The 19,603-nt window shown below is 69.8% G+C and carries 19 protein-coding genes and 1 tRNA gene; 17 read left to right on the top strand and 3 right to left on the bottom strand.

Going from position 1 to position 19,603, the window contains the following annotated elements; all coding sequences use genetic code 11:
• Positions 1-65 precede the first annotated feature (65 nt).
• Complete coding sequence (locus SLUN_RS06980) at positions 66-512, top strand: SRPBCC family protein (RefSeq protein WP_108147661.1); 447 nt, start codon at positions 66-68, stop codon at positions 510-512.
• Positions 513-551: 39 nt separating this feature from the next.
• Positions 552-623: transfer RNA gene (locus SLUN_RS06975), tRNA-Val, on the top strand.
• A 62-nt stretch (positions 624-685) separates the two neighbouring features.
• Here SLUN_RS06975 and SLUN_RS06970 read toward each other — a convergent pair.
• Positions 686-1,411 carry a 3'-5' exonuclease gene (locus tag SLUN_RS06970; protein WP_108147660.1) on the bottom strand — a complete coding sequence of 242 codons (726 nt, stop codon included), beginning with the start codon at positions 1,409-1,411 and terminating at the stop codon, positions 686-688.
• Between the two features lie 172 nt (positions 1,412-1,583).
• Here SLUN_RS06970 and SLUN_RS06965 point away from each other — a divergent pair, with 172 nt between their 5' ends.
• The 4 genes from SLUN_RS06965 to SLUN_RS06950 all read left to right on the top strand — a co-directional run bounded on the left by SLUN_RS06965 (position 1,584) and on the right by SLUN_RS06950 (position 6,226).
• Entirely contained in the window at positions 1,584-2,150 is a 567-nt protein-coding gene (locus SLUN_RS06965) for a DUF4365 domain-containing protein (protein WP_108147659.1), read from the top strand.
• Complete coding sequence (locus SLUN_RS06960; RefSeq protein ID WP_108147658.1) at positions 2,150-3,394, top strand: hypothetical protein; 1,245 nt, start codon at positions 2,150-2,152, stop codon at positions 3,392-3,394. Before SLUN_RS06965 ends, SLUN_RS06960 begins: the two co-directional genes overlap by 1 nt.
• A gap of 217 nt (positions 3,395-3,611) precedes the next feature.
• The gene (gene thrS, locus SLUN_RS06955; RefSeq protein ID WP_108147657.1) at positions 3,612-5,588 is read left to right on the top strand and encodes a threonine--tRNA ligase; all 1,977 of its coding nucleotides are present in this window, start codon (positions 3,612-3,614) and stop codon (positions 5,586-5,588) included.
• A gap of 80 nt (positions 5,589-5,668) precedes the next feature.
• Positions 5,669-6,226, top strand: coding sequence for an HIT family protein (locus tag SLUN_RS06950; RefSeq protein ID WP_108147656.1), 558 nt, complete (start codon positions 5,669-5,671; stop codon positions 6,224-6,226).
• Positions 6,227-6,263: 37 nt separating this feature from the next.
• On the opposite strand, the gene SLUN_RS06945 is transcribed toward SLUN_RS06950, so the two are convergent.
• Together SLUN_RS06945 and SLUN_RS06940 are read right to left on the bottom strand one after the other, a co-directional pair.
• A complete protein-coding gene (locus SLUN_RS06945) occupies positions 6,264-7,919 on the bottom strand; it encodes an AbeC-like domain-containing protein (RefSeq protein ID WP_108154571.1) in 1,656 nt (551 codons plus the stop codon).
• A 166-nt stretch (positions 7,920-8,085) separates the two neighbouring features.
• Complete coding sequence (locus tag SLUN_RS06940) at positions 8,086-10,293, bottom strand: elongation factor G-like protein EF-G2 (RefSeq protein ID WP_108147655.1); 2,208 nt, start codon at positions 10,291-10,293, stop codon at positions 8,086-8,088.
• A 269-nt stretch (positions 10,294-10,562) separates the two neighbouring features.
• Here SLUN_RS06940 and pgsA point away from each other — a divergent pair, with 269 nt between their 5' ends.
• From pgsA to yajC, 11 genes are all read left to right on the top strand, one after another.
• Positions 10,563-11,228 (top strand): phosphatidylinositol phosphate synthase, encoded by a 666-nt coding sequence (gene pgsA / locus SLUN_RS06935; RefSeq protein ID WP_108147654.1) that lies wholly within the window; start codon positions 10,563-10,565, stop codon positions 11,226-11,228.
• Positions 11,228-12,130 carry a phosphatidylinositol mannoside acyltransferase gene (locus SLUN_RS06930; protein ID WP_108147653.1) on the top strand — a complete coding sequence of 301 codons (903 nt, stop codon included), beginning with the start codon at positions 11,228-11,230 and terminating at the stop codon, positions 12,128-12,130. Before pgsA ends, SLUN_RS06930 begins: the two co-directional genes overlap by 1 nt.
• Positions 12,127-13,290, top strand: coding sequence for a glycosyltransferase family 4 protein (locus SLUN_RS06925; RefSeq protein WP_108147652.1), 1,164 nt, complete (start codon positions 12,127-12,129; stop codon positions 13,288-13,290). The genes SLUN_RS06930 and SLUN_RS06925 overlap by 4 nt, the downstream gene beginning before the upstream one ends.
• A gap of 99 nt (positions 13,291-13,389) precedes the next feature.
• Positions 13,390-13,935, top strand: coding sequence for a hypothetical protein (locus tag SLUN_RS06920; RefSeq protein ID WP_108147651.1), 546 nt, complete (start codon positions 13,390-13,392; stop codon positions 13,933-13,935).
• A gap of 130 nt (positions 13,936-14,065) precedes the next feature.
• Complete coding sequence (pdxS, locus tag SLUN_RS06915) at positions 14,066-14,980, top strand: pyridoxal 5'-phosphate synthase lyase subunit PdxS (protein WP_108147650.1); 915 nt, start codon at positions 14,066-14,068, stop codon at positions 14,978-14,980.
• Complete coding sequence (pdxT, locus tag SLUN_RS06910; RefSeq protein ID WP_108147649.1) at positions 14,980-15,579, top strand: pyridoxal 5'-phosphate synthase glutaminase subunit PdxT; 600 nt, start codon at positions 14,980-14,982, stop codon at positions 15,577-15,579. Before pdxS ends, pdxT begins: the two co-directional genes overlap by 1 nt.
• A 62-nt stretch (positions 15,580-15,641) precedes the next feature.
• Positions 15,642-16,394, top strand: coding sequence for a YebC/PmpR family DNA-binding transcriptional regulator (locus SLUN_RS06905; protein ID WP_108147648.1), 753 nt, complete (start codon positions 15,642-15,644; stop codon positions 16,392-16,394).
• Positions 16,395-16,562: 168 nt separating this feature from the next.
• Complete coding sequence (gene ruvC / locus SLUN_RS06900; protein ID WP_108147647.1) at positions 16,563-17,093, top strand: crossover junction endodeoxyribonuclease RuvC; 531 nt, start codon at positions 16,563-16,565, stop codon at positions 17,091-17,093.
• Complete coding sequence (gene ruvA / locus SLUN_RS06895) at positions 17,090-17,716, top strand: Holliday junction branch migration protein RuvA (RefSeq protein ID WP_108147646.1); 627 nt, start codon at positions 17,090-17,092, stop codon at positions 17,714-17,716. Before ruvC ends, ruvA begins: the two co-directional genes overlap by 4 nt.
• A gap of 63 nt (positions 17,717-17,779) precedes the next feature.
• Entirely contained in the window at positions 17,780-18,859 is a 1,080-nt protein-coding gene (gene ruvB / locus SLUN_RS06890) for a Holliday junction branch migration DNA helicase RuvB (protein WP_108147645.1), read from the top strand.
• Between the two features lie 167 nt (positions 18,860-19,026).
• Positions 19,027-19,524 (top strand): preprotein translocase subunit YajC, encoded by a 498-nt coding sequence (gene yajC / locus SLUN_RS06885; protein ID WP_108147644.1) that lies wholly within the window; start codon positions 19,027-19,029, stop codon positions 19,522-19,524.
• Positions 19,525-19,603: the final 79 nt, after the last annotated feature.

Raw genomic sequence — 19,603 nt, 5'->3', positions numbered from 1 at the left:
CATGGCATGCGTGCGGATACTCAGATCGCGAGTGAGTACGCCGCCGCGGGAGCAGACTTGGTCCCATGAACTGGAGTCACTTCCGCTTCCGCACCGTCTGGGACCTGACCGCCCGCCCGGACGCGGTGTACGCGGTGCTGGAGCGGGCCGAGGACTATCCCCTGTGGTGGCCGCAGGTCCGCGAGGTGACCCCGGTCGACGAGCACACCGGCACAGCGCGCTTCCGCTCCTTCCTCCCGTACGACCTGCTCATCACCGCCCGCGCCCAGCGGCACGACCCGTCCGCCGGCGTTCTCGAAGCGGGCATGGAGGGGGACCTCGAGGGCTGGGCTCGGTGGACGCTGAAAGAGGACGGCTCCGGCACCCGCGCCGTGTACGAACAGGAGGTGGAGGTGCGCAAGCCGCTGATGAGGCGGCTGGCGCTGCCCTGCCGGCCGGTCTTCGTCGCCAACCACGCGGCGATGATGCGCGGCGGACGGCGCGGGCTCACGGCGTACCTCGGCAGAGTTTGAAGGAAACCCGCAGGGGCCTGTATGGTTCAGTGCGTTCCCGGGCGATTAGCTCAGTGGGAGAGCGCTTCGTTCACACCGAAGAGGTCACTGGTTCGAAACCAGTATCGCCCACCGGGAGAGGCCGGTCCGTCGATGACGGACCGGCTTTCTTGTTGTACGGAGTGAGGCACGGGTCAGGCTGCCGCGGGCAGTTCGGGCCGCAGCGGCCACGCCGGGTCCACCATCTCGGGAGTGCCACTGCGGGCGAACCACGCCTGCAGCCCGCGCGCCTGAGCCGCGTGCCACACCGCCTGCAAGGTGTGCAGTTCGGCCGGCGACAGCCGCTCCATCCGCGAGGCGAATCGCCGCGCCACCGCCCGTACGACCTCGAGCGCCGCCGTCGCGTCCGCGGCCGCGTCATGGGCGCCGTCCAGCACCACCTCGTACTGCGCGCACAGATCGGTGAGCGTGCGGCGGCCTTTGCGATAGCGGTCCAGATGCTTGTCCAGGACCCTCGGGTCCAGTACGCACAGCGGGACGTTCTCCAGATAGCGGCCGAGCGACGAAGCCCGGTGCCGCCGCAGCTCGCGGTCGAGAATGGTCAGATCGAAGGGCGCGTTCATCACCACGAGCGGCCGGGCGACGGCGCACTGCTCGGCCAGCGCCCTGGCTATCTCCTCCATCACCGGCGCCGGCCAGCGGCCGTTGCGCTGCAGATGGTCGTCGGTGAGCCCGTGCACCTCGGTGGCGCCCGGCGGTACGGGCACCCCCGGATTGATCAGCCAGCGTGTGACGCGCGGCCGTCCGCCCGTCATGTCCTGGACGACGACGGCGGCCGAAACTATCCGGTCCTCCTCGACGTCGACTCCGGTGGTCTCAGTGTCAAATGCGGCCAGGGGGCCGTCATACCAGAGCGTCATCCCCGAACTCCTCGCAGGTGCCTGGCAGATGGCGAGATCCCCCTGCCCGAATCGGTGATACCCGGGCTGTTTGCGCCGTACTCAGGACGGTGACAACACAGATGAGGGGTACGGAAGTTGACGCCCCGTTGTGGGGACACTCATCGGCACAGCCCGGAAGGCACGAAGAGCCATGGCGCTCGCGCAGCCCGAACCGGGCGGGCTGCTGCCCCAGCGGACAGCTCCGCTGCGCGGCGCACTCGCCACCACCGCCTGCATGGAGACACTCCAGGTGGGCTATCTGCACGCGGTCGCCGCGGCGGCCGGCTGCTCGCTGTCGCAGCCGTTTCCCGACAACGGCATCGACTGGCATGTCAGTCACAGCTCAGCCGGACACACGGTCGACGACGAGGTGACCATCAAGGTGCAGCTCAAGTGCACGTACCAGATCCCCCCGCACCCGCCGGGCCCCGCCTTCTCCTTCACGCTCGACAACGACCACCTGGTGAAGCTGGCCCGCACCCCCGTCTCGGTGCACAAGATCCTTGTCGTGATGCTCGTCCCCCGGACCCAGGGCGAGTGGCTGCGCGCCAGTCACGACCGGCTCGATCTGCGGCACTGCTGCTACTGGACCAACCTGGCCGGCCACCCGGTGACGGGCAGGCGCAGGACCACTGTGCGGATACCGACCTCACGGATCTTCGACGACCGGGCGCTCTGCGAGATCATGACGAGGGTCGGGGCGGGAGGGAAACCCTGATGCACCGGCCTTTCGACGAGTCCGTCGACGAAGTGACACCGCCAGGCACACGCCCCCATCCAACAGGAGACGTGCCGGGAGTCTGGTACGGGAACGGGGAGCCGGACCCGGCGCAGGTCGACCCCGTCGTCCTCGGCGCGCTGCTCGACCGGCACGGCTGGCGGCGGCGCGGGGGAGCGGTGGGGCGCTATGCGCGCTGGACGCCGCCGGGTCCTGGCGCGGGCGGAACGAGTCTGCTCGTACCGGAGAGCAGGGCCTTCCCGGACTGTGAGGATCTGCTGGGCGAAGCGCTCGTCGCGCTCGCGCGCAGCGCCGCGCCCTCGGCCCGTGAGGTGCTGGTCGGGCTGACCGTGCCCAGCGACGAGATCCGGTGGTGGCGCGATGTGCCGCAGGGGCCTCTGGGCGCCGCCTCGTGGACCGTACAGGAGCAACTGCGGGCGGCCGCCCGGCAGATGCTGATGGCGGGGGCGCTCGCCGCCCGCGGACGGGCGGGCTACTACGGCGCGCGGCACCGGCGGCAGGCGCAGGCCTCGCTGGAAGGGGTCCTGGTGGGACCGGCGCCCGGTGGGCGAACCCTCACCGCGTTCGTGCCGGTGGAGAGCGGTCGCGCGATCACGGTCCGGCTGTACCAGGCGCTCCACGCGGCCCGGGAGGCCGCCGACTACCAGCGGGCGACCGGCGGTATGGAGGCCTTCGACGCGGCGGTGCAGGCAGGTGTGAGCCGGGAGCTGACGGACGCCGTGATCGCGCTGGTGCGCGGCTCGGAGGGGACGCGGATCGCGCTGGAGTGGTCGCCCGCGGCGGGAGTGCCGCAAGGGTTCGCGCCGCGGTCGGAGGCGGTGGAGTTCTCGCCGGGGGATCTGCCCGCGCTGCGCGAGGCGGGCGCGCGCTATCTCCAGGACGAGCCGTCCGTGCCGGTCCGCATCACGGGCGCGGTGGTCCGGATGCGGCGCTCGGGCCCGCGCGGGGAGGGGACGGTACGCCTGCGGGTGCTGGCCGGGGCGGAGGTGCCGCATGTGCGGGTGGCGCTCGACGAGGACTCGTACCGTACGGCGGGCCATGCGCATCTGGTCGGACTGCCGATCCGGGTGGTGGGCCGGCTGGAGAGCCGCGGGGGCTTCAGACGGCTGACGGATGCGTCGAACGTGGTGCCGGTGCAGGTGGATGAGGCGGAGCGGGACCGGCTGATGAAGTCGCTGTACGAGAACCTGGACTTCTTCGAGGAGGCGTGCCAGGGGGAGTGACGGGGTTCCCGTACCTGGGGCTCCGCCCCTCAATCGCCGGCGGGGCTGACATTGTCAGTCCGTCCGGCGATTGAGGACACGGCCGAAGGCCGTACGGGGGTCCGGGGCGGAGCCCCAGCTCGGAACAACCGTTTCGCGAGTGACGTCCCCGCCTCGGTAGGATCCGTAGTGCCATGGCGGTACGCCATGCGCGAGCCCCCTCAGTCAGGAGAGACCGGTGTCAGACGTCCGTGTGATCATCCAACGCGATTCCGAGCGGGAAGAGCGCGTGGTGACCACGGGCACCACGGCAGCCGACCTCTTCGCCGGCGAGCGCACCATCGTCGCCGCCCGCATCGCCGGTGAGCTCAAGGACCTCGCGCAGGAGATCAGGGACGGCGAGGAGGTCGAGCCCGTCGAGATCTCCTCCGAGGACGGCCTCAGCATCCTGCGCCACTCCACCGCGCACGTCATGGCGCAGGCCGTGCAGGAACTCTTCCCCGACGCCAAGCTCGGCATCGGCCCGCCCGTCAAGGACGGCTTCTACTACGACTTCGATGTCGACAAGCCCTTCCACCCCGATGACCTCAAGGCCATCGAGAAGAAGATGCAGGAGATCCAGAAGCGCGGCCAGCGCTTCTCCCGCCGGGTGGTGACCGACGAGGCCGCTCGCGCGGAGCTCGCGGACGAGCCGTACAAACTGGAGCTCATCGGGATCAAGGGCTCCGCCTCCTCCGACGACGGTGCGGACGTCGAGGTGGGCGGCGGTGAGCTGAGCATCTACGACAACCTGGACGCCAAGACCGGTGAGCTGTGCTGGAAGGACCTCTGCCGCGGTCCGCACCTGCCCACCACCCGGAACATCCCGGCGTTCAAGCTGATGCGCAACGCCGCCGCGTACTGGCGTGGCAGCGAGAAGAACCCGATGCTGCAGCGCATCTACGGCACCGCCTGGCCCTCCAAGGAGGAGCTGAAGGCGCACCTGGAGTTCCTCGCCGAGGCCGAGAAGCGCGACCACCGCAAGCTCGGCTCCGAGCTGGACCTGTTCTCCATCCCCGACCAGATCGGCTCCGGCCTCGCGGTCTTCCACCCCAGGGGCGGCGTCGTCCGCCGGGTCATGGAGGACTACTCGCGCAAGCGGCACGAGGAGGAGGGGTACGAGTTCGTCTACACCCCGCACGCCACCAAGGGGAAGCTGTTCGAGACCTCGGGCCACCTCGACTGGTACGCCGACGGTATGTACCCGCCCATGCAGCTGGACGAGGGCACGGACTACTACCTCAAGCCCATGAACTGCCCGATGCACAACCTGATCTTCGATGCGCGCGGCCGCTCCTACCGTGAACTGCCGATGCGCCTCTTCGAGTTCGGCACCGTGTACCGGTACGAGAAGTCGGGCGTCGTGCACGGTCTGACCAGGGCCCGCGGCTTCACGCAGGACGACGCGCACATCTACTGCACCAAGGAGCAGATGGCGGACGAGCTCGACTCGACGCTGACCTTCGTGCTGAACCTGCTGCGCGACTACGGCCTGACCGACTTCTATCTGGAGCTCTCCACCAAGGACCCGGAGAAGTTCGTCGGCTCCGACGAGGTCTGGGAGGAGGCCACCGAGACGCTGCGCAAGGTGGCCGAAAAGCAGGGCCTCCCGCTGGTCCCGGACCCGGGCGGCGCCGCGTTCTACGGCCCGAAGATCTCCGTGCAGGCGAAGGACGCCATCGGCCGCACCTGGCAGATGTCCACCGTCCAGCTGGACTTCAACCTGCCCGAGCGCTTCGACCTGGAGTACACCGGTCCGGACGGCACCAAGCAGCGCCCGGTCATGATCCATCGCGCGCTGTTCGGCTCGATCGAGCGCTTCTTCGCGGTGCTGCTCGAGCACTACGCGGGCGCGTTCCCGGCCTGGCTCGCGCCGGTGCAGGCGCTCGGCATCCCGATCGGTGACGCCCACATCCCGTACCTCCAGGAGTTCGCCGCCAAGGCGAAGGCCAAGGGGCTGCGGGTCGAGGTGGACTCCTCGTCGGACCGTATGCAGAAGAAGATCCGTAACGCCCAGAAGCAGAAGGTGCCCTTCATGGTCATCGCGGGCGACGAGGACATGGCCGCCGGCGCGGTCTCCTTCCGCTATCGCGACGGTTCGCAGGAGAACGGCATCCCGGTCGACGAGGCCATCGCGAAGATCGCGAAGGTCGTCGAGGAGCGCGTCCAGCTCTGACCCGGGACACGGCATACGAGACCCCCGCGGTGCGATCGGCACTGCGGGGGTCTCTGGCCTTCCCGGCCGGGTGAAGTCATATGCTGCACAGCATGACGAGTGAGCCGGAGCAGCAGATCGGAGTGGGGACGCAGGACGCGTTCCAGCGCCTGTGGACGCCACATCGCATGGCGTACATCCAGGGCGAGAACAAGCCGACCGGGCCAGGGGCCGACGACGGCTGTCCCTTCTGCTCCATCCCCTCCCAGTCGGACGAGGACGGGCTGGTCATCGCCCGCGGCTCGCGCGTCTACGCGGTGCTCAATCTCTACCCGTACAACGGCGGGCATCTGATGGTGGTGCCCTTCCGGCACGTCGCCGACTACACCGAGCTGGACGAGGCGGAGACCGCCGAGCTCGCGCTGTTCACCAAGCACGCGATGACCGCGCTGCGCAAGGCCTCGGGGGCGCACGGCTTCAACATCGGGATGAACCAGGGCACGGTCGCCGGAGCCGGCATTGCCGCGCATCTGCACCAGCACGTCGTGCCGCGCTGGGGCGGGGACACCAACTTCATGCCGGTCGTCGGGCACACCAAGGTGCTGCCGCAGCTTCTCGCCGATACGCGCAAGATGCTGGCCGAGGCCTGGCCCGCGTAGGCCTGTCGTCCGGATCAGGCCCTCGGGCCAGGCACCGCTACGCGTCGTAGAGATCGGCCGTGCGAGGTGTCGGGTCCTGGACAAAAGCGCTGACGACCATGGAGCGGTTACCGAAGCGCTCGGTGTCCACGCCGTTCTCCTCGAGCACCTTCATCGCCGCGGCATGCGTCACACGCAGCACAGGCGTCGCCGCGCGCATCGCGTCGTCCGCCATGAACCGGTGCCGCCAGGGCTTCTCCGCCCAGGCGTGCCGCAGTCCGAACGGCTCGGGCAGTACCAGCTTGCCGCCCAGGAAGTCCAGCAGCGGCGGGTACCAGGTGAAGGGCGCGCGCACCGCGAGCCGCACCACCTCGGGTGCCTCCACCAGCGGCAGCTGCCGGTCGACCGTCTCCCAGAACCGGACCGTCTTGGCGACCGTGACGGTCTTCGGCTTGGGCTTGGTGGTGAACAGCGAGTGCACCGGGCCGAGCGCATGCCCGGTCACCTCGACGCGCAGCGTCTCGTGGAGCACGGTCACGGTGATCATCATGGTGATCACCAACTGGCCGTCCCAGAGCGTGAACTGCACGCCCAGATAGTGGCGGTTTCCGCCGCCGAACTGCTGGTGGTTGCAGATCCGCTGTATTTCGTGGTTCTTGACCTGGAAGGTGTCCACGTCCTGGCCGTCCGGCCGGGACACCTCCCCGGCGTTCTCACCGACCGGCGCCACGATCCAGTGCTTGACCGACGGAGTGGGGAAGCCGCCGGAGTTCAGCGGACCGCGCTCCAGCAGCTTCAGCTTGTCGTGGATCGCCCGTATCACGTCATAGCTGCGGAACTGGTTGATCTCCTTGCCGGCCTCCTTGGAGACCAGCTCCTCGGCCAGCTGCCAGCTGCCCCAGCGGGTGCCCATGCCGAGTATCCCCTTGGGGCCGGCGTAGAAGACGGCGTTGGACTGCTGCTCGGCGGTGAGCTTCTCCAGGCCCTGGCGCAGCTGCTCGCGCGAGGTCTCGCCCGGGCTTCCGGGCACGGCCTCCGGCACCTTCGCGCCGATGCCGCCGCCATCGAGGAGGTTCGTCCAGCGGGCGCGCATGTCCTTCGCCGTGGACTCGCAGATCCGCTTGGCCAGCACCCAGCCGACGACCGGGGCGACGATCATGCCTCGTACGTAGTACGCCCAGAACCCGCCGAACGGCAGCCGCACCAGGAAGATCACGGCGAGGAGGCCGATGGCCACGAGCAGCAGGGTGCCCAGCGCCCCGGCGCGCTTGTTCTGGGCGCCCGCGATCGTGCGGCGGAGCTGGAAGACCCCCAGCCAGAGCAGCAGTCCGGGAAGGAAGAGCAGCCCGAAGGCCGCCATCACGGCGGTGAGCCTGGAGTCCCGTTCCTTGCGGATACGGGTGGCGGCCAGACAGTGCTCGACCACGGCCTGCGGCTCGGTGCCGAAGGACTGGATCAGGGCCTTGCGGGCGCCGCCCAGCATCCGGACCTGCACGGCACGCGAGAACGCCTCGCCCAGATTCGGCTCGAAGAGCGAGAACTTGCCCTTCTTCACATCGGACTTGTGCCACTCGCTGTTGGCTTTGAGGAGATCCGCGACGGGACTGTCGCGGTACGCGGCCGAGGCGAGCGCATGTGTCGCCGCCGTCTGCCCGGCCGAGCCCAGGAGAGGGACCTGAGCCCCGGGAGTGAAATCAAAACCGTTGTTGGCCACTACCGCCCCCATCGCCGCACCCGTCCGCACTGCGGCCTGTTCCCAACTATCGCGCCCCGCACACCTTCTGAGCTGGGCACCACAGCGTATCGGGGGTGTGCCGCCTTCGTCAGAGGACCGTGAAATGCCGCCCGCCGCAAGGGGGCGGGGCGGGCGGCAGCGTCAACTACGCCCCGTTTTCGGACGGTTCGCGAACCCTGGCGGCCACCTGCGGAGGCATCGCCTCATGACGCGCGTACGAGCGGCTGAACTGGCCCGTCCCGTGCGAGATGGACCGCAGATCGACCGCGTACCGCCCGATCTCCATCTCCGGCACCTCGGCCCGTACGAGCGTGCGCGCCCCGCCGGCCTGCTCGGTGCCGACCACCCGGCCGCGCCGCCCCGACAGATCGCTCATCACCGGACCCACGTACTCGTCCGGGACCAGCACCCGCACTTCGGCCACCGGCTCCAGCAGATCGATACGCGCCTCCGCGGACGCCTCCCGCAGCGCCAGCGCGCCCGCCGTCTGGAAGGCCGCGTCGGAGGAGTCCACCGAGTGCGCTTTCCCGTCCAGCAGCGTGATCCGTACGTCGACGAGCGGGTACCCGGCCGCGACGCCGTGCGCCGCCTGGGCGCGTACCCCCTTCTCCACGGACGGGATGAACTGCCGCGGCACCGCACCGCCCACGACCTTGTCGACGAACTCGATACCGGACCCCGGCGGCAGCGGATCCACCTCGATCTCGCAGATCGCGTACTGGCCGTGCCCACCGGACTGCTTCACATGGCGCCCGCGGCCCGACGACCGGTCGCCGAAGGTCTCCCGCAGCGACACCTTGTACGGCACCACATCGACCTGGACCCCGTACCGGCTGCGCAGCCGCTCCAGCGCGACATCCACATGCGCCTCGCCCATGCACCACAGCACCACCTGGTGCGTGGCCCGGTTCTGCTCCAGACGCATCGTCGGATCCTCGGCGACCAGCCGCGAAAGCCCCTGGGAGAGCTTGTCCTCGTCCGCCTTGCTGTGCGCCTGAATGGCGACCGGCAGCAGCGGATCGGGCATCGTCCAGGGCTCCATCAGCAGCGGGTCGTCCTTCGCCGAGAGCGTGTCCCCGGTCTCGGCCCGGCCCAGTTTCGCGACGCACGCGAGGTCGCCGGCGATGACCTGGGGGAGCGGGCGCTGCTGCTTGCCGAACGGCGCGGACAGCGCGCCGATGCGCTCGTCGACGTCATGGTCCTCGTGCCCGCGGTCGGCGAGCCCGTGGCCCGACACATGCACCGTGTCGTCGGGTCGCAGGGTGCCGGAGAAGACGCGTACGAGAGAGATCCGGCCGACGTAGGGGTCCGAGGCGGTCTTGACCACCTCGGCCACCAGCGGGCCCTCGGGATCGCAGCTGATCTGCGGGCGCGGTGCGCCCTGCGGGGTTGTGACGGCGGGGGCCACGGGCTCCAGCGGGGTCGGGAATCCGCCCGTGATCAGCTCGAGCAGCTCGACAGTGCCGAGGCCCTCCTTGGCGCCCTCCGGCGCGGGTGCGGCCGCGAGCACGGGGTGGAAGATGCCGCGCGCGACAGCCTTCTCCAGATCCTCGATCAGCGTCTTGATGTCGATCTCGCCGCCGCCGAGATAGTGGTCCATGAGCGTCTCGTCCTCGCTCTCGGCGATGATCCCTTCGATCAGCCGATTGCGGGCCTCCTCGATCAGCGGCGTCTGCTCGGCATCGGGCAGGGTCTCCTTACGCTCGCCGGAGGAGTAGTCGAAGATCTTCTGGGAGAGCAGTCCGACCAGGCCAGTGACCGGGGCGTGGCCGTCGGGGGTCCGGGCCCCGTACTGCGGCAGATACAGCGGCAGTACGGCGTCGGGGTCGTCCCCGCCGAAGATCCGGCCGCAGACCCGGGTCAGCTCCTCGAAGTCGGTGCGCGCGGTCTCCAGATGAGTGACGACGATCGCCCGCGGCATCCCGACGGCCGCGCACTCCTCCCACACCATGCGGGTCGCGCCCGCGATCGCATCGGCCTCCTGCGCAGCCGACACAACGAAAAGGGCCGCGTCCGCGGCTCGCAGACCGGCCCTGAGCTCCCCGACGAAGTCGGCATATCCGGGAGTGTCCAGCAGATTGATTTTGTACCCGCCCCATTCGACGGGGACGAGGGAGAGCTGTACGGAACGTTGCTGACGGTGCTCGATCTCGTCGTAGTCGGAGACCGTTCCTCCGTCTTCGACCCGGCCCGCCCGGTTGACCGCTCCCGCGGTCAGCGCGAGGGCCTCGATCAATGTTGTCTTGCCCGATCCGGAGTGGCCGACCAGTACCACATTCCGTACGGAAGAGGGCCGGTCGGCCGTAGCTGCCCTGCCGGCGGCTCCGGGGTGTGCGTTTGCCTTGTCGCCCATGATTCTTGCCTCCCGATCGATTTTTCACGGTGAGGAGAGGGGGCCGCGGGTGCGGGGAGCCGTGTAGAAGGCCCCGGACGGCATTCGGGTGCAGCTCCGGCGATGCCCGCGGTGGTCTTTCGAGCTTTCCACTCACGTCACGGTGCGTCCATACGTCGTACGCGACCGCGGGAGGAGGGTGTGCCTCGTTGGAGCACGTCGGTCCTGGCTACGATGGGCCAGCCGGTGGCCGATGGGGCCATGCGGCCCACCGAACCCTCGGGAAGGCCATGCTGAACAAGTACGCGCGTGCATTCTTCACGCGTGTCCTCACACCGTTCGCCGCATTTCTGCTCCGACGTGGGGTGAGCCCCGACGCTGTCACCCTCGTCGGCACGGCCGGAGTGGTGGCGGGTGCGCTGGTCTTCTTCCCCCGGGGAGAGTTCTTCTGGGGCACGATCGTCATCACGCTGTTCGTCTTCTCCGATCTGGTCGACGGCAACATGGCGCGGCAGGCGGGGGTTTCGAGCCGCTGGGGGGCATTCCTGGACTCGACGCTCGACCGGGTCGCCGACAGCGCGATCTTCGCCGGCTTCGCGCTCTGGTACGCGGGCACGGGAAACGACAATGTGCTGTGCGCCGTCGCCATTTTCTGTCTGGCGAGCGGCCAGGTCGTCTCGTACACCAAGGCCCGAGGCGAATCGATTGGCCTGCCGGTCGCCGTCAACGGACTGATCGAGCGGGCCGAGCGGCTGGTGATCTCACTGGTCGCGGCGGGCCTGGCGGGACTGAACAACTTCGGGGTGCCCGGAATCGACGTACTGCTGCCGATCGCACTGTGGATCGTCGCCGTCGGCAGCCTGGTGACGCTGGGGCAGCGGGTGGTGACCGTACGACGGGAGTCCGCGGAGGCCGACGCCGCCGCGGCACAGGGGAACGAGGCTGAGGCGACGTGATGCGGGACCGTCTGACCGACGGGCTGTACGGGCTCGGCTGGAGCACCGTCAAGAAGCTGCCCGAGCCGGCGGCCGCGGCCCTCGGCCGCACCATCGCCGACATCGCGTGGAAGCGGCGCGGCAAGAGCGTGCTGCGGCTGGAGTCGAACCTCGCCCGGGTGGTGCCCGACGCGACCCCCGAGCGTCTCGCAGAGCTCTCCAAGGCAGGTATGCGCTCGTACATGCGCTACTGGATGGAGTCGTTCCGGCTGCCCACCTGGAGCGCCGAGCGCGTCGCGAAGAACGTTCACATCAAGGACGCCCACTATCTGACGGACGGCCTCGCCTCCGGCCGCGGAGTGATACTCGCGCTGCCGCATCTGGCGAACTGGGACCTGGCGGGCGTGTGGGTCACCAGGACCCTGGGCATCCCGTTCACCACCGTCGCCGAGCGACTCAAGCCCGAGACGCTGTACGACCGGTTCGTGGCCTACCGCGAGAGCCTCGGCATGGAGGTGCTGCCCCACAGCGGCGGCACGGCCTTCGGCACGCTGGCCCGGCGGCTGCGCTCCGGCAGCCTGGTCTGCCTGGTCGCCGACCGTGATCTGTCGGCATCGGGCGTCGAGGTGAAGTACTTCGGGGAGACGGCCCGGATGCCGGCCGGACCGGCGCTGCTGGCCCAGCAGACCGGCGCGCTGCTGCTGCCGGTGACGCTGTGGTATGCCGACGAGTCCAAGATGCAGGGCCGGATCCACGCACCTGTCGAGGTGCCGGAGACAGGTACCCGGACCGAGAAGACGTCCTCCATGACACAGGCGCTGGCCGATGCCTACGCCACGGGAATCACCGAGCACCCGGAGGACTGGCACATGCTGCAGCGGCTGTGGCTCGCGGATCTCGAGCCCCGGGAGGAGCGGACGTGAGGATCGGCATCGTCTGCCCGTACTCCTGGGACGTACCGGGCGGCGTCCAATTCCACATCAGGGATCTCGCGGAACATCTGATCCGGCTCGGCCACGAGGTGTCGGTACTGGCACCGGCGGACGACGAGACACCGCTTCCGCCGTACGTCGTCTCGGCGGGCCGGGCCGTGCCCGTCCCGTACAACGGCTCGGTGGCCCGGCTGAACTTCGGCTTCCTGTCGGCGGCACGGGTGCGGCGCTGGCTGCACGACGGAACCTTCGACGTCATCCACATCCATGAGCCGGCCTCGCCCTCCCTGGGGCTGCTGAGCTGCTGGGCGGCGCAGGGGCCGATCGTCGCGACGTTCCACACCTCCAATCCGCGGTCGCGCGCCATGATCGCCGCATACCCGATACTGCAGCCGGCGCTGGAGAAGATCAGCGCCCGGATCGCGGTCAGTGAGTACGCCCGCCGGACGCTCGTCGAGCACCTGGGCGGGGACGCGGTCGTCATCCCGAACGGCGTCGACGTCGGCTTCTTCGACAAGGCCGAGCCGAAGGCGGAGTGGCAGGGCGGCACGATCGGCTTCATAGGGCGTATCGACGAGCCCCGCAAGGGCCTGCCGGTGCTGATGCAGGCACTGCCGAAGATTCTCGCGGAGTGCCCGGACACGCGGCTGCTGGTGGCGGGCCGGGGCGACGAGGAGGAGGCGGTCGCTTCGCTGCCCGTCGACATGCGCTCACGGGTCGAGTTTCTCGGGATGGTCAGCGACGAGGACAAGGCGCGCCTGCTGCGCAGCATCGATCTGTACGTCGCGCCGAACACGGGCGGGGAGAGCTTCGGCATCATCCTCGTCGAGGCGATGTCGGCCGGTGCGCCGGTGCTGGCGAGCGACCTGGACGCGTTCGCGCAGGTGCTGGACCAGGGGGCGGCGGGCGAGCTGTTCGCGAACGAGAACGCGGACGCGCTGGCGACCGCGGCGGTACGGCTGCTCCGGGACCCGGAGCGGCTGGCGGAGCTGCGGGAGCGGGGGAGTGCACATGTGCGGCGCTTCGACTGGTCGACGGTGGGGGCGGACATCCTGTCGGTGTACGAGACGGTGACGGACGGCGCGGCGTCGGTGGCGGCGGACGACAGGGCGACGGGCTTTCGCGCGAGGTTCGGACTGGCACGGGACTGAGAGTTCAGCCTCGCCGGCGTTTGAGGCGCGGGGTCCGGGGCTGAGCCCCGGCCAGGGGGGCTCTCACGCCCGGCGTGGCCACCGGTAGCCTTGCCGCCCGTGACCGAAACCCTGATCTGGATCGTCGTCGCCCTCGTCGCGATCGGCCTGTATCTGAGCTGGACCGCCGGACGGCTCGACCGGCTGCACACCCGGATCGACGCAGCCCGAGCGGCCCTCGACGCCCAGCTCCTGCGCCGCGCCTCGGTCACCCAGGAACTCGCCACCTCCGGCGTGCTCGATCCGGCGGCGTCGATCGTGCTGTACGAGGCCGCGCACGCCGCGCGACAGGCGGAGGAGGAGCAGCGCGAGGTCGCGGAGAGCGAGCTCAGCGCCGCGCTGCGGGCCGTCTTCGGGGAAGCGGTGCAGGTCGAGGCGGTGCGCCAGGTCCCCGGTGGTGAGGAAGCCGCCGGCGAGCTCGCGCAGGCCGTACGCCGGGTCCCCATGGCGCGCCGGTTCCACAACGACGCCGTACGCGCGGCGCGCGCGCTGCGCCGCCACCGTGCGGTCCGCTGGTTCCGGCTCGCCGGCCACGCGCCGTTCCCGCTGGCCTTCGAGATGGACGACGAGCCGCCCGTAGCCCTCGCCGACCGCCCGGGCACCTGAGCCGGACAGCCACACCGGCACCCGCGCTTCCAAAACGATCCACAGGCTGTTCATTGGCCCTTGCTGTGGACTGGTCCTCGGGGGTTGCATCAGTGCGGCATCAACTCCTTTCACCGAGCGAGGTCCCTCCGTGTCCAGCACCCTCCCCACCACCCCGCAGGCCCCCGAGACCGGCACCGCGCGCGTCAAGCGCGGAATGGCCGAGCAGCTCAAGGGCGGCGTGATCATGGACGTGGTCAACGCCGAGCAGGCGAAGATCGCCGAGGACGCGGGCGCGGTCGCCGTCATGGCCCTGGAGCGGGTTCCCGCCGACATCCGCAAGGACGGCGGCGTCGCCCGGATGTCCGACCCGAACATGATCGAGGAGATCATCGACGCGGTGTCGATCCCGGTCATGGCCAAGTCCCGGATCGGCCACTTCGTCGAGGCCCAGGTGCTGCAGTCCCTCGGCGTCGACTACATCGACGAGTCCGAGGTGCTGACCCCGGCCGACGAGGTGAACCACTCCGACAAGTTCGCCTTCACCACCCCCTTCGTCTGTGGCGCCACCAACCTGGGTGAGGCCCTGCGCCGTATCGCCGAGGGCGCGGCCATGATCCGCTCGAAGGGCGAGGCCGGCACCGGCAATGTCGTCGAGGCCGTCCGCCACCTGCGCCAGATCAAGAACGAGATCGCTCGCCTGCGCGGCTACGACAACAACGAGCTGTACGCCGCCGCCAAGGAGCTCCGCGCCCCGTACGAGCTGGTCAAGGAGGTCTCCGAGCTGGGCAAGCTGCCGGTGGTCCTCTTCTCCGCCGGTGGTGTGGCAACTCCCGCCGACGCCGCGCTGATGCGCCAGCTCGGCGCCGAGGGCGTCTTCGTCGGCTCCGGCATCTTCAAGTCGGGCGACCCCGCCAAGCGCGCTGCCGCCATCGTGAAGGCCACCACCTTCTACGACGACCCCAAGATCATCGCGGACGCCTCCCGCAACCTGGGCGAGGCCATGGTCGGCATCAACTGCGACACCCTCCCCGAGACCGAGCGCTACGCGAACCGGGGCTGGTAATGACCACTCCCGGTTCCCCTGTGATCGGGGTTCTGGCTCTGCAGGGCGACGTACGGGAGCACCTGATCGCCCTGGCCGCGGCGGACGCCGTGGCCAGGCCGGTCCGGCGCCCCGAGGAACTCGCGGAGGTCGACGGCCTCGTCATCCCCGGCGGCGAGTCCACCACCATGTCCAAGCTCGTCGCGCTCTTCGGCATGCTGGAGCCGCTGCGCGAGCGGATCGCCGCGGGCCTGCCCGTCTACGGCACCTGCGCCGGCCTGATCATGGTCTCCGACAAGATCCTCGACCCGCGCTCGGGCCAGGAGACGCTCGGCGGCATCGACATGATCGTCCGCCGCAATGCCTTCGGGCGGCAGAACGAGTCCTTCGAAGCGGCCGTCGAGGTCGCGGGCGTGGACGACGGACCGGTCGAGGGTGTCTTCATCCGCGCTCCCTGGGTGGAGTCGGTGGGCGCCGAGGTCGAGGTGCTCGCCGAGCACGGGGGCCACATCGTCGCCGTACGCCAGGGCAATGTCCTGGCCACGTCGTTCCACCCCGAACTGACCGGCGACCACCGGGTGCACGCCCTTTTCGTCGACATGGTGCGCGCGGCGTCCTGACACGATCCCGGTAGGATCTCTGGGGTTCGTTCAGAAATTGGTTACGCGAAGGAGACAGGCAGATGTCCGGCCACTCTAAATGGGCTACGACGAAGCACAAGAAGGCCGTGGTTGACGCCAAGCGCGGCAAGCTCTTCGCAAAGCTGATCAAGAACATCGAGGTTGCGGCCCGCACCGGCGGCGTGGACCCCGAGGGTAACCCGACGCTCGTCGACGCCATCCAGAAGGCGAAGAAGAGCTCCGTCCCCAACAAGAACATCGACTCCGCGGTCAAGCGCGGAGGCGGTCTTGAGGCGGGCGGCGTCGACTACCAGACGATCATGTACGAGGGTTACGGCCCGAACGGTGTCGCGGTGCTCATCGAGTGCCTGACCGACAACCGCAACCGCGCCGCGTCCGACGTACGCGTCGCGATGACGCGCAACGGCGGCTCGATGGCCGACCCGGGTTCCGTCTCGTACCTCTTCAACCGCAAGGGCGTCGTGATCGTCCCCAAGGGCGAACTGTCCGAGGACGACGTCCTGGGCGCGGTGCTGGAAGCCGGCGCCGAAGAGGTCAACGACCTGGGTGACTCGTACGAGGTCGTCAGCGAGGCCACCGACATGGTCGCGGTCCGCACCGCGCTGCAGGAGGCGGGCATCGACTACGACTCCGCCGAGGCCAACTTCCTGCCCACCATGCAGGTCGAGCTCGACGAAGAGGGCGCACGCAAGATCTTCAAGCTGATCGACGCGCTCGAGGACAGCGACGATGTGCAGAACGTCTTCGCCAACTTCGACGTCTCGGACGAGGTCATGGAGAAGGTCGACGCCTGACGGGCGGTCAAACGGCGGGCCGACGGGACACACCCGTCGGCCCGCCGTCGTTGTCAGAGGCGCCGGTTAGCCTGAGGACCGAAACCATCAATTGAGAAACCACGATGGCGAGCAGCCACCTCCGCGAGAGCGGCGGCGGTTTAGCCGCAAAGGGGGAGGGGGCGCACGATGCGGGTACTGGGCGTGGATCCCGGACTGACCCGGTGCGGCGTCGGTGTGGTCGAAGGCGTCGCGGGCCGCCCGCTGACGATGCTCGGCGTCGGCGTCGTACGTACGTCGGCGGACGCCGAGCTCGGCAGCCGCCTGGTCGCCATCGAGCAGGGCATCGAGCAATGGCTGGACGAGTACCGGCCCGAATTCGTCGCCGTGGAGCGGGTGTTCAGCCAGCACAACGTCAGTACGGTGATGGGCACCGCCCAGGCCAGCGCGATCGCCATGCTCTGTGCCTCCCGCCGCGGCATCCCCGTCGCACTGCACACGCCCAGCGAGGTCAAGGCCGCCGTCACTGGCAGCGGCCGGGCCGACAAGACACAGGTCGGAGCGATGGTGACCCGGCTGCTGCGGCTGGATGCCCCACCCAGACCCGCCGACGCGGCGGACGCTCTCGCCCTCGCCATCTGTCACATCTGGCGCGGCCCCGCGCAGAACCGCCTCCAGCAAGCCGTCGCACTGCACGCATCGAAAGGCCGTACCGCATGATCGCCTTCGTGAGCGGCCCGGTCGCCGCCCTCGCCCCCACCACCGCGGTCATCGAGGTCGGCGGCATCGGCATGGCCGTCCTGTGCACCCCGAACACGCTCTCGCGGCTGCGCATCGGCAAGGAGGCCAAGCTCGCCACCTCCCTCGTCGTACGGGAGGACTCGCTCACGCTCTACGGCTTCGTGGACGACGACGAGCGCCAGGTCTTCGAGCTGCTGCAGACCGCGAGCGGCGTCGGCCCGCGGCTGGCCCAGGCGATGCTCGCCGTGCACAGCCCGGACGCCCTGCGCGTCGCCGTGGCGACCGGCGACGAGAAGACGCTGACCGCCGTGCCGGGCATCGGCAAGAAGGGCGCACAGAAGCTGCTGCTGGAGCTGAAGGACCGGCTGGGAGAGCCGGTGGGCGCGCATATCGGCAGGCAGGGCATCGGCACCGCCGTATCCGCGTCATGGCGCGACCAGCTGCACGCGGCGCTGATCGGGCTCGGCTATGCCACCCGGGAGGCCGACGAGGCGGTCGCAGCGGTCGCTCCGCAGGCCGAGGCCGCCGTCGCCGGGGGCGGCACGCCCCAGGTGGGCCCGCTGCTGAAGGCCGCCCTGCAGACCCTGAACCGCACCCGCTGACCCGACGACCTGGCTGACCCGCACCCGCTGACCCACCCGGCCGACCCCGCGAGGCAATCCACTGTGAACTGGGACGACACCGCACCGCCGACCGACGACACCGCCACCGAGCGGCTCGTCGGCGCGTCCGCCGACGGCGAGGACCAGGCGGTCGAAGCGGCGCTGCGGCCGAAGTCGCTGGAGGAGTTCGTCGGCCAGGAGCGCGTCCGAGAGCAGCTGGACCTGGTCCTGAAAGCGGCCCTCGCGCGCGGCGGCACCGCCGACCATGTGCTGCTCTCCGGCGCCCCCGGGCTGGGCAAGACCTCCCTCTCCATGATCATCGCGGCGGAGATGAACGCCCCGCTCCGGATCACCTCCGGCCCCGCCATCCAGCACGCCGGCGATCTGGCCGCGATCCTCTCCTCCCTCCAGGAGGGCGAGGTCCTCTTCCTCGACGAGATCCACCGGATGTCCCGCCCCGCCGAAGAGATGCTCTACATGGCGATGGAGGACTTCCGGGTCGACGTGATCGTCGGCAAGGGGCCGGGCGCCACCGCAATCCCGCTCGAGCTCCCTCCCTTCACCCTGGTCGGCGCCACCACCCGGGCCGGACTGCTGCCGCCCCCGCTGCGCGACCGCTTCGGCTTCACCGCACACATGGAGTTCTACGACCCCGCCGAGCTGGAGCGGGTCATCCACCGCTCCGCCCGGCTCCTCGACGTCGGCATAGAGGCCGACGGCGCCGCCGAGATCGCCGGCCGCTCCCGAGGTACGCCCCGTATCGCCAACCGGCTGCTGCGCCGCGTCCGCGACTACGCCCAGGTCAAGGCCGACGGCCTGATCACCCGCGAGGTGGCCGCCGCGGCCCTGAAGGTCTACGAGGTCGACGCCCGCGGCCTCGACCGCCTCGACCGCGCCGTGCTCCAGGCGCTGCTCAAGCTCTTCGGCGGCGGCCCGGTGGGTCTGTCCACCCTCGCGGTGGCCGTGGGGGAGGAGCGCGAGACGGTCGAGGAGGTCGCTGAGCCCTTCCTGGTACGGGAGGGACTGCTGGCCCGCACCCCGCGCGGCAGGGTCGCGACCCCGGCAGCATGGGCGCATCTCGGTCTTCTGCCGCCGCAGCAGGCCCCTGGCGCAAGCGGACAACCGGGGCTGTTCGGGACGTAACGGCGCGGATAGGTGCACGGTCAGGAACCACGGTGGGATGCTGGGCGTTGTTCCATCGATGCGGACTCGCTTAGACTCCGCCGATGCCGCACCTTCCAGGTCGGCGTGCCCACCCCCGTAGATAAGGCCGCCTCACCAGCGCGGTCGTGCGAAGGAAGTTCCGTCCCGTGTCTCTCGTGACCCTCCTCCCCTTCATCGTGCTCATCGGGGCCATGTTCCTGATGACCCGGTCCGCCAAGAAGAAGCAGCAGGCGGCTGCGCAGATGCGCAACGATATGCAGCCCGGCACCGGCGTTCGGACGATCGGGGGCATGTACGCCACCGTCAAGGAGCTGCACGACGACACGGTCCTCCTCGAGGTGGCCCCCGGCGTCCACGCCATCTACGCCAAGAACGCTATCGGCGCGGTCCTCGACGACGCGGAGTACAACCGCATCGTGCACGGCGACGGCGACCTCGAGGTCGACGGCCATGTCGTGCCGGACGACGCTTCCTCGCTGACCGGGACCACGGACTCCGACACCTCGGACGACGCCAAGATCGACCTCGGCAAGAAGCCCGAGGCCGACGAGGTCAAGGACGAGGCCGAGGCCGAGGGCGACGCCGAGCCGAAGGACATCGAGTCCAAGGACGGCAAGACCAACGGCGAGTCCGACGCGAAGTAGCCACGATCGGGGACCGCGGCGGCGCCCATCGGCGCCCGGCGGTCCCTGGGCCGTGCTGACTTCTGCGGGGGCAGGTCCC

Source organism: Streptomyces lunaelactis (assembly GCF_003054555.1).
Taxonomy (GTDB): Bacteria; Actinomycetota; Actinomycetes; order Streptomycetales; family Streptomycetaceae; genus Streptomyces; species Streptomyces lunaelactis.
Note: the sequence above shows the minus strand (reverse complement) of the source record. Positions and strands in the feature narration are given on the sequence as shown.

Excerpts from the sequence above, each read along its gene's own strand:
- SLUN_RS06980 (WP_108147661.1), top strand. The coding sequence starts at position 66 with ATGAACTGGAGTCACTTCCGCTTCCGCACCGTCTGGGACCTGACCGCC.
- SLUN_RS06970 (WP_108147660.1), bottom strand. The coding sequence starts at position 1,411 with ATGACGCTCTGGTATGACGGCCCCCTGGCCGCATTTGACACTGAGACC.
- SLUN_RS06965 (WP_108147659.1), top strand. The coding sequence starts at position 1,584 with ATGGCGCTCGCGCAGCCCGAACCGGGCGGGCTGCTGCCCCAGCGGACA.
- SLUN_RS06960 (WP_108147658.1), top strand. The coding sequence starts at position 2,150 with ATGCACCGGCCTTTCGACGAGTCCGTCGACGAAGTGACACCGCCAGGC.
- SLUN_RS06950 (WP_108147656.1), top strand. The coding sequence starts at position 5,669 with ATGCTGCACAGCATGACGAGTGAGCCGGAGCAGCAGATCGGAGTGGGG.
- SLUN_RS06940 (WP_108147655.1), bottom strand. The coding sequence starts at position 10,293 with ATGGGCGACAAGGCAAACGCACACCCCGGAGCCGCCGGCAGGGCAGCT.
- pgsA (WP_108147654.1), top strand. The coding sequence starts at position 10,563 with ATGCTGAACAAGTACGCGCGTGCATTCTTCACGCGTGTCCTCACACCG.
- SLUN_RS06930 (WP_108147653.1), top strand. The coding sequence starts at position 11,228 with ATGCGGGACCGTCTGACCGACGGGCTGTACGGGCTCGGCTGGAGCACC.
- pdxT (WP_108147649.1), top strand. The coding sequence starts at position 14,980 with ATGACCACTCCCGGTTCCCCTGTGATCGGGGTTCTGGCTCTGCAGGGC.
- SLUN_RS06905 (WP_108147648.1), top strand. The coding sequence starts at position 15,642 with ATGTCCGGCCACTCTAAATGGGCTACGACGAAGCACAAGAAGGCCGTG.
- ruvC (WP_108147647.1), top strand. The coding sequence starts at position 16,563 with ATGCGGGTACTGGGCGTGGATCCCGGACTGACCCGGTGCGGCGTCGGT.
- ruvA (WP_108147646.1), top strand. The coding sequence starts at position 17,090 with ATGATCGCCTTCGTGAGCGGCCCGGTCGCCGCCCTCGCCCCCACCACC.